This is a genomic window from Lentilactobacillus rapi DSM 19907 = JCM 15042, from assembly GCF_001436255.1.
Lineage (GTDB): Bacteria > Bacillota > Bacilli > Lactobacillales > Lactobacillaceae > Lentilactobacillus > Lentilactobacillus rapi.
Genome location: NZ_AZEI01000075.1, coordinates 25,954 through 35,110 on the forward strand (window position 1 = coordinate 25,954; position 9,157 = coordinate 35,110).

The window sequence follows — 9,157 nt, forward strand, 5'->3', positions numbered from 1 at the left end:
GGGGATTTGTGTTAGAGGTGCTTAGGTGCAGACTTCTGCTTTGTGCAGCACAATTCAACCATCAGACTTTTAAAGTTCGCTTCAATAATAACGGTGCCACGATCGTTGACAACACGATCACAATAATAATTTCTGAATATAAATTTTTGGCCATCAAGTTGGCGGATAGCCCGATTTGGGCAATGATCAATGCCATTTCACCCCGAGAAACCATCCCGGATCCCACGACAAATGCACTCCGCCAGTCCATCTTGGTGATAGCTGCACCAAGCGCCCCACCGAATAGCTTCGTGGCGATTGCCAACAACGTCATGATGACAATGAAGCCTAAATTTTTGAGGACGCCACCAAATTCCATATCCAGCCCAATGCTTACGAAGAAAATCGGGATAAAGAATGTGTAGCCAACCGAACTGACACTGCTGGAAACTTCATCCTGGAACTTCGTTTGGGAAACGGCCACTCCAGCGAAGAAGGCGCCAACAACTGAACTCAAGCCAATTACATCGGCAAGCCAAGCCATTGACAAACATAATACCAACGAGGTAATGGCGACCGAGCCGTGAACTGGAATCCGCTCAGCGAACCGTAACCCAATCGGTGCCACGTATTTGACCAACAAGATCACACCTAAAAAATATAACAATTGGAGCATGGTTGCAACCACCAAATTGGGGGCGTTATCGTCTGCCACGCCAAATGAGCTGACAAAAATACTCAATAAGATAACGGCGATAATATCGTCAACCACCGCGGCTCCGAGGATTGTCGCCCCTTCCTTGGTATTCAATTTCTTGAATTCACGGAGAACTTCAACACTAATCGATACAGAAGTTGCCGCAAAAATAACGCCCCAAAAAATTGACCGTTCGAATCCTTGACCCATCAATTCGCCATAACCGTAGAACGCAATCATTGGAAAGAGAACGCCAATCGCGGCAACGCTAATCGCTGGCTTGAAATATTTCTTGAGCAAGTCTAAATCACTCTCAATCCCAGCAATAAACATCAAAATGATGACGCCAATTTCAGATCCTGCGTGCATTAAGTGCGTGTTTTGCAGGACACCAAACACGCCGGGTCCCAAAATAACCCCAACAACCAGCTGCCCAATGACTGCGGGCATCCCCAATCGTTGACTGATGGCTGCGGCAAGCAGTGTCGCTATCAAAATCAGTGCAATTTGTCCAATAAACCCCATTCAATATCTTCCAATCTATCTTGTCCGTTTAGTAACTTATTAATTGTAACAAGTTTACCATACTAGAGAGAACAGTGAGTGGAGTAAAGCGGTTAGAAGTCGGAGTGTAAGTCGGCACCGAGAAAAATTCCCGGTTTTGGAATTTTTCTCGGTGGTGCTTACATGCAGACTTCTGCTTTACGCAGCTGTCCTATGAACAGTGAGCGGATCAAAGCGGTTAGAGATCGGAGTGTAAGTCTCCTCGAACAGAAATTCCGGGTTTGGGAATTTTTGTTCGAGGTGCTTACATGCAGATCTCTGCTTTGAGGAGCTGTCCTAAGAACAGTGAGCGGAGTAAAGCGGTTAGAAACTGGAGCCTAAGTCTCCTTTGGCGGAAATCCCGGATTCTGGGATTTTTGCCAAAGGTGCTTAGGTAGAAGTTTCTGCTTTACGCAGCTGTCCTAAGAACAGTGAGCGGATCCAGGTGGTTAGCAACCGGAGTGTAAGTCTCCAAAGAAAAAGAGATCCCCGCCATTATTTTCGCAGGTGATCTCTAAAAATCTTCATACTATATTGGTAGATAATTACTTTGTTTTATAACCAAAGTTAGGAATATTTGTCCAACGATCTTTCAGGTAACGGACAACCATCTTTGGCTCACGGGCTCTGGTGAAGATGCCCTTCTTGTTCCCCTGAACGCGTTGGATGCCAAACTTGGTCTGGAAGTCCGCAAAGTTCCAAAGCTGTTCGCCAACAAAGTTTGGAATTTCATCGAAGACTTTGCTGGACATCCGGTAATAATCTTCTTGGAATTCTTCGGAGAATGGCTCGCCGTACTTACTGTGAAGGCCAGCAACCGTATCAGCACCGTATTCAGTGTACATGATCGGTTTGTCAGGGAATTTTGCTTGATATTCCTTCAGCTCATCACGAGTGGAAGTTTCAGCGGTCTTCAAATCTCCGTTGCCGATGTACCAGCCATAGTACCGGTTCAGTGCAATCACATCAACCAGATCAATACACTCATCCGTCTTTGGATTGGCCATCATAATACTGGTGTAGGTGCATGGGCGTTTTTGCGGATCTAATTCTCTGGCTTCATCGAACAATGGTTTGAAATAGTCGTGGGCACCCTTGGAGAAAGTTGCGGCTTCATTGGCAATCGACCACATCACCACGGATGCATGGTTCTTATCACGATCGATCAGCTCACGAATGACTTGTTTATGCGCTTCGGCAGTCTTCAATTCTTTCCAAGTATCATCTTCGTAATCGTCACTTTCCAGCATTGAAACGTCAAACCCAAACGTGACCATCAGGCCAACCGCAGTGGTTTCGTCAATCACAACGATCCCTTCGCGGTCACATAGACGCATCATTTCTTCTGAATATGGATAGTGAGACGTCCTAAATGAATTGGCGCCCATGTCCTTCATGAGGTTAATGTCCAAGACGTTGACGGGCTCATTGAAGCCGCGGCCGTGAACGTAGGTATCCTCATGCTTACCAAATCCTTTGAAGTAGAATGGCTCACCATTGATCAAGAATTGACCGTTTTGAACGGCGATCTTTCGAACACCAAATGGTTCTGAGTAAGTATCCTCCACGTCACCATTTTTGATAAGGTCAACTTTGGCTGTATATAGATAGGCGTTCAGCGGCTGCCATAAGTTGACGTTAGAAATGGTCAAGACTTCGTCGGTACCCTCGCCACTCACAACTTCTTTACCAGCTTGATCGAGAATCGTCACTTTAACCTCATCAAAATCACCAGCAGCTTTGATTGTTGTGTGAACGTTGGCTGATTTTGCGGCTAAATCAACATCGGGAACAACCGTGATATCGTCGATGTGGGCTTGGGGCGTCGAATAAATTTTAACGGGGCGTTGGAGGCCAGCGTAGTTGAAAAAGTCAAAATTTTCATCAACTTTGCGAACCAGATGACCATTTTCGTCTTTGGATTCACTGTAATGACCGACCGGCAACGTGGAATAATCAAGTAAGTTGCTCAATTTGACGGTCAGGCGGTTATTGCTGGCTTGAAGATAATCATTAATTTCAACTTCAAACGGGGTGAAGCCGCCCTTATAATGGGTAATTTCTTGACCATTTAAATAAACCCAAGCCTCGTGAGTCGCGGAGCCAAACCGCAAAACCAGTCGTTGTGAACGGAGGGGCTTAGCGATATCAAAGTTGGTTTCGTACCAAAAGTAACCGGAATGGTCACGGATTTTCTGAGAAGCCGTCTGGTCATTAAATGAAGCGGGAACAGCAAGTACTTCGTCGGTTGGTAAGGGCTTAGTGACATCGATTGGGGTCACTTCTTCATCGATCATGAATTTCCAAAGGCCTGATAAATCAAGTAAGGCGCGGGTAGGTGTTGTAGTTGGGTATAACATAAATGAATTCCTCCGTTCAATTTGAATTGTGTCGTTGTTTAAAGATTAACCGAATTAGCCGACATATTCTTCTACTATTTTTACATAAATTGTTCTATAATGACTTTTATGGAACCGCTAACATTTTTTTGAGGAGTGACACTTTTGCCTTCACCAGATTATCAACAATCAGCCAAGTTATTTCATTCTGCGACCCAACTTAATATCGTTATTTATAGTCATGCCGGTGACCAACTATTGGATCTAACCGATAGTGGCACCATTCAAGCCTTTCATAGCCGCACCGAATTTCACCAAATTATGATCCAACTGGCCGCTCAACCCGCTAATCGTTACCTGCATTTTGTAACAGCCACTAAGCTCGAATACCTGATTGTGGGTTTAATCAAGCAGTCTCAATCGGTGGGAATGGTCGTTGTCGGCCCCTTTATCACGAATACCTTCAATCGCGAGGCTGTCAATGATATCTTAATCGACAATTCTTATACCGTCAGTGAACGGCGGCGTTTGGAGCAATTGTACCAAGGGTTGCCAATCCTATCGTCGACGAGAATCGCAGATATTGGCGCACTCTTGGTCAACTTATTTAATCACGCGCTGGTTCAGTCCCAACCAGTCAAGCTCATTGATAAAAGGGCCCGCCCTCACCATACCACCCTGATAAACGTCAGTGCTGAATCTCAGGTCCAAATTGAAAAGCGGTATCTGGAAGAACAGGAACTCATGGACGCAATTGCGGCGGGGAACAAACAGGGCGTTGAAAAACAACAGCATTCGATTGCACGGATTACCGAGCTGTTTTCCAATCGAATTCCCCATCAGCCGCTCCGCTCAACCAAGAATATTTCGTTTGTCTATAATACCCTTTGCCGAATTGCCGCTCACCGTGGCGGAGTTCAGCCAGTTTACCTAAACGACATCTCCGAAAAGTATGCCCTGCTGATCGAGCGGCAAAACACCGTTTCCGGATTGAAATCATTGACAGCTGCAATGGCACTGGAATATTGCGCACTCGTTGATTCAGTCTCAACTAATCAGTACAGCCCCATGATTAAGCGAGCGGCTGACTACATTTTACTCAACCTGGGTCACCATATTTCGCTAGGGGAAATTGCCACTGAAATTGGCACGAACCCCTCATATCTGTCGCGAAAGTTCAAGGCAGAAGTTGGCTTGACCATCACCGATTATCTGAATGAAAAGCGTATTTCAGAAGCTAAAAAATACCTCGAGCGACCCACCCCGTCCGTCACTGACATCGCTTTGATGGCCGGCTTTAACAACGTCACCTACTTCATAAAGGTGTTCAAACGGGTTGTTGGGCAGACGCCATTAGACTATCGGAATTCGGTTGGGCGAAGATAATTGGCATCGTTTGGTTATCCCCTTTACAGATAGGTTCAGGCGGTTAGCACTTTCTGAGGCAAATCTTTGTGAAAATTGATCGCAATCATGACTGGAAAAGTAATGTATAATGGCTTTAACAATTGTTTTGGGGTGCTGTTTTAGGCAGTAACCTGGATCTGCTTTTTCTTAGGACAGCTGCGTAAAGCAGAAGCTTCCACCTAAGCACCTTCTGCAAAAATCCCAAAACCAGGATTTCTGCAGAAGGAGACTTAGGTTCCAGTTTCTAACCGCTTTACCCTGCTCACTCTTTTAGGACAGCTCCTCCAGGCAGCAACCTGCACGTAAGCACCACAAGCAAAAATTCCCAAAACCGGAATTTCTGCTTGTGGAGACTTACGTTCCGGTTGCTAACCGCCTGGATCCGCTCACTTATTTTAGGACAGCTCCTCCAAGCAGAGATCTGCATGTAAGCACCTCCGAGAAAAATTCCAGAACCGGGAATTTCCCTCGGCGGAGACTTACACTCCGATCTCTAACCGCTTGGATCCGCTCACTCATTTTAGGACAGCTGCGTAAAGCAGGAGTCTGCACGTAAGCACCTCCGAGAAAAATTCCAAACCCGGGAATTTCCCTCGGAGGAGACTTACGCTCCGACTCCTGACCGCTTTACTCCGCTCACTTTTGGAGGTATTCACATGAAAATCAATCAATTCGCATACGTTCCCACCAGTCATGACCAGATCGTCAAGGAATTGGCCGACGTCCGTTTCTTAACATCCCGGACTTCCAAGATTTCTGATCCCGTCATGTTGTTCCGCCAGTTTTTGCTCAAGTTTTACCTTGAAAAGCAAGGACTTTCCACCCGAGTTCAAAAAGTTGCTAATCTCATGGCTACCAGTGATCTGAACGCCTATGACTACACTGCCAATGAAGGTACCCTGACAAAAGATGCCTTCTATAATGTTGCCTTGCAATTGCTGGGCTTTGAGGTTGGCTTGGACTTCAGCCTGAACGATCCCTTGGCTGCGATGAAAAAATTGAAGCTGCCAACTGCCGATGTCGGCGATCAACTCAGCCGCGACGACGTAATCGATGCTTGGTACAAATTACTGAACACCCGCACCAAGCATGGACAGACGTTAATTGACTATCTGGCCGGCCAAGGCTACTACCATCAATTTGCCAACGATGGCTTAAAACAGCCGCTGATCTTTAATGGCAAATCCCAAGCCGTATTCGATACCAGCAAACTCATTCACGAAGTCGTTTACGTGGAGGCACCACTCGACACCGATCACGATGGCAAACGCGACCTGCTGAAAGCCGAAATTATCCGCCCAGCAGAAACTGAAGCTGGTTTGAAAGTGCCAATTGTCTTCACCGAAAGCCCCTACGATCAAGGAACCAATGACAAGCAAGCCGACGATTTGACCCACAAAGTCAACCTACCGCTCGAACGCAAAAAGCCAAATACGCTTACATACGATGACATCAAAGCGACCTATGATAACTCCAATCTCCCAGCACCACGGGCAGCCAAGGAAACAACAAAAGTGGCCGAAGAAACCTTCGTTAAGACTTGGACCTACTCACTGAATGATTATTTCTTGGCACGCGGCTTTGCGGTTGTCTACTCTTCAGGTGTGGGCACCAAAGATTCCGACGGTGTCCGAACAACCGGAACCCCGGATGAAACCATCAGTGCCACTTCAATTATTGAGTGGCTTCATGGTGATCGCCAAGCCTTTACCAACCGCCACGATCAAGTTGCCATCACCGCTTGGTGGAGTAATGGTAACGTTGGCATGACCGGGCGCTCTTATTTGGGCACGTTGTCAACTGCCGCCGCAATGACGGGTGTCGCCGGTTTAAAGACCGCCGTGGTTGAAGCCGGTATTTCAAATTACTACGATTATTACCGCGAAAACGGCCTGGTTGTGGCTCCCGGCGGTTTCCAAGGCGAAGATACCGATGTTCTCGGTGAGCTAACGTTTAGTCGTGAACAATCAGCCGCAGACTACCTCAAGATTAAGGATACCTGGTTGGGACAGCTCAAGAAGTTGACCAGTGGCCAGGACCGCAAATCCGGCAGCTATAATTCCTTCTGGGACAACCGAAACTTACTGAAGAACGTCAACGTCAGGGCGGATATGTTACTGGTTCACGGGCTGAATGATTGGAACGTCAAATTATCACACGTTTATCATCTCCGTAATCGATTAAAGAAGGAAGCAATCACTCAGAAATTAGTCCTCCATCAGGGGCAACACGAGTATTTAAACAACTTCCGGTCAGTCGATTTCACCGATATCGTTAACTTATGGCTTACTAACAAATTGCTCGATGTCGATAACCAAGCCAACGACATTGTTCCAGACGTGCTGGTGCAGGATAACGCCGAACCAGAAACTTGGACGCCATATCAAGATTGGGGCGGTGATGCCAAAGTTGAGAAAATTTCATTGGCCGACAAACGTTTCACCGATCTCAATGAGAACACCAGCTTCACAGATCGACTAGACGATGACCTGTTCAAACACTATATTTCAGACACCAGCAAGTGGCAACGAGCCCTCTTCACCAAAGAGCATTCCAAGATGGACAAGCATTGCATCAAACTGGTCTCCGAACCTTTGAGCGAGGATTTGATTGTCGATGGTCAAGCCAAGATTTCGCTGTGTGGATCAACCAGTACCAACGTTGGGCTATTAAGTGTTGCCTTGTTGGATTATGGTAAAGCCAAGCGCTTAACGCCAGTCCCCCAAGTTTTGGCTGCTCAACAAATTCTCACCGGCTACCATTGGCGCAAGGATGATTTGAAAGAATTTCTGCCAGAAAAAAAGGCCACAGCTTACAAGAAATTTACGGACGCTCATATGAACATGCAAAATCGAACCAACAATTATCAATCGGACGAACTGCTGCCAAATCAACTTTATACGTTTGAGATGGCCTTCCAGCCAACCTTCTGGCGCTTGTTGGCCGGTCACCAACTCGGACTGATCATTTACGCAACCGATATGGATTATACAATTCGCGGTAATCAAGATATTACTTACACAATTGATTTGGCGGCTTCAAACATTGAGCTGCCTTACTTACGGTAGTTGAAACGTTTTCTTTCAAGCAGTATCATGATTACAAATACAAATTAAGGATTGGTGATTACATGCGAACAGGAACAAAGATCATTACCCTGGATAACGGTTATCATTTATGGACCAACACGCAAGGCACTGGCGATATTCATTTGCTGGCACTGCACGGCGGCCCTGGTGGCGAACATGAATATTGGGAAGATGCAGCCAAGCAATTGGCTAAGCAAGGCCTGAACGTCCAAGTAACCATGTACGATCAATTGGGTTCATGGTACTCAGACAGCCCTGACTTCAGCGATCCCCAAGTGCGCAAGGATATTTTAAACTACGATTACTTCTTGGACGAAGTTGATGAGGTTCGTGATAAATTAGGCTTAGATAACTTCTATCTGATTGGCCAATCATGGGGCGGCTTATTAGTTCAAGAATATGCGGCTAAGTATGGCAAACATCTGAAGGGTGCCATTGTTTCCTCAATGGTCGACCGAATCGATGATTACACCGAAAACTTGGAAAAGGTTCGAGAAACTGCCTTGACCCCTGACCAAGTGGCCTACATGAAGAAGTGCGAAGCTGCCAACGATTATGACAATGATAAGTATCAGTCATACGTTGATATTTTGAATAAGGGCTACATTGACCGGAAGCAACCTTCTAAGTTGTCGCATTTGATTGACGTCACCAACACCGATATCTATGGTGCTTTCCAAGGTGATAATGAGTTTGTTATCACTGGTAAATTGGCAGAATGGAACTTCACCGACCACTTGAAGGATATCAAGGTTCCAACGCTGGTCACATTTGGTGAACATGAAACTATGCCGGTGGCAACTGGAAAACGAATGGCAGAAATGATTCCAAATGCCAAGTTCGTATCGACTCCAGAAGGCGGTCACCACCACATGATTGACAACCCAGATGTCTATTACGACCATCTGGCAACGTTTATCCGCGAGGTTGAGGCGGGAACGTTTAATAAAAAATAAGCGTGCGGAGAAAAACGCTTTGACGCGTCTATATAAGGCCTTCCAACTTAAATCCCGGTTTTTGGGGTTTGAGTTGGAAGGCCTTATATAGTTAAGACAAACTATATTACGTCAAGAGAAAACTTGGGATTCTTTTTTTATCTAGAT

General features: G+C 46.0%; 5 protein-coding genes. 3 read left to right on the forward strand and 2 right to left on the reverse strand.

Annotated features, from left to right (window positions below; all coding sequences use genetic code 11):
* Positions 1 to 61 precede the first annotated feature (61 nt).
* Both FD12_RS08110 and uidA read right to left on the reverse strand, forming a co-directional pair.
* On the reverse strand, positions 62 to 1,201 hold the full coding sequence (locus FD12_RS08110; protein ID WP_056982548.1) for a cation:proton antiporter: 1,140 nt from the start codon (positions 1,199 to 1,201) through the stop codon (positions 62 to 64).
* Positions 1,202 to 1,764: 563 nt separating this feature from the next.
* On the reverse strand, positions 1,765 to 3,579 hold the full coding sequence (gene uidA, locus FD12_RS08115; protein WP_056982550.1) for a beta-glucuronidase: 1,815 nt from the start codon (positions 3,577 to 3,579) through the stop codon (positions 1,765 to 1,767).
* Positions 3,580 to 3,723: 144 nt separating this feature from the next.
* On the opposite strand from uidA, the gene FD12_RS08120 reads away from it, so the two are divergent.
* The 3 genes from FD12_RS08120 (at position 3,724) to FD12_RS08130 (ending at position 9,010) form a co-directional block, all read left to right on the forward strand.
* Positions 3,724 to 4,944, forward strand: coding sequence for a helix-turn-helix transcriptional regulator (locus FD12_RS08120; protein WP_056982552.1), 1,221 nt, complete (start codon positions 3,724 to 3,726; stop codon positions 4,942 to 4,944).
* Between the two features lie 677 nt (positions 4,945 to 5,621).
* Positions 5,622 to 8,033: a Xaa-Pro dipeptidyl-peptidase gene (locus tag FD12_RS08125; protein WP_056982554.1), complete on the forward strand. Its 2,412-nt coding sequence runs from the start codon at positions 5,622 to 5,624 to the stop codon at positions 8,031 to 8,033.
* A gap of 62 nt (positions 8,034 to 8,095) precedes the next feature.
* The gene (locus tag FD12_RS08130) at positions 8,096 to 9,010 is read left to right on the forward strand and encodes a proline iminopeptidase-family hydrolase (RefSeq protein WP_056982556.1); all 915 of its coding nucleotides are present in this window, start codon (positions 8,096 to 8,098) and stop codon (positions 9,008 to 9,010) included.
* The last annotated feature ends 147 nt before the right edge of the window (positions 9,011 to 9,157 follow it).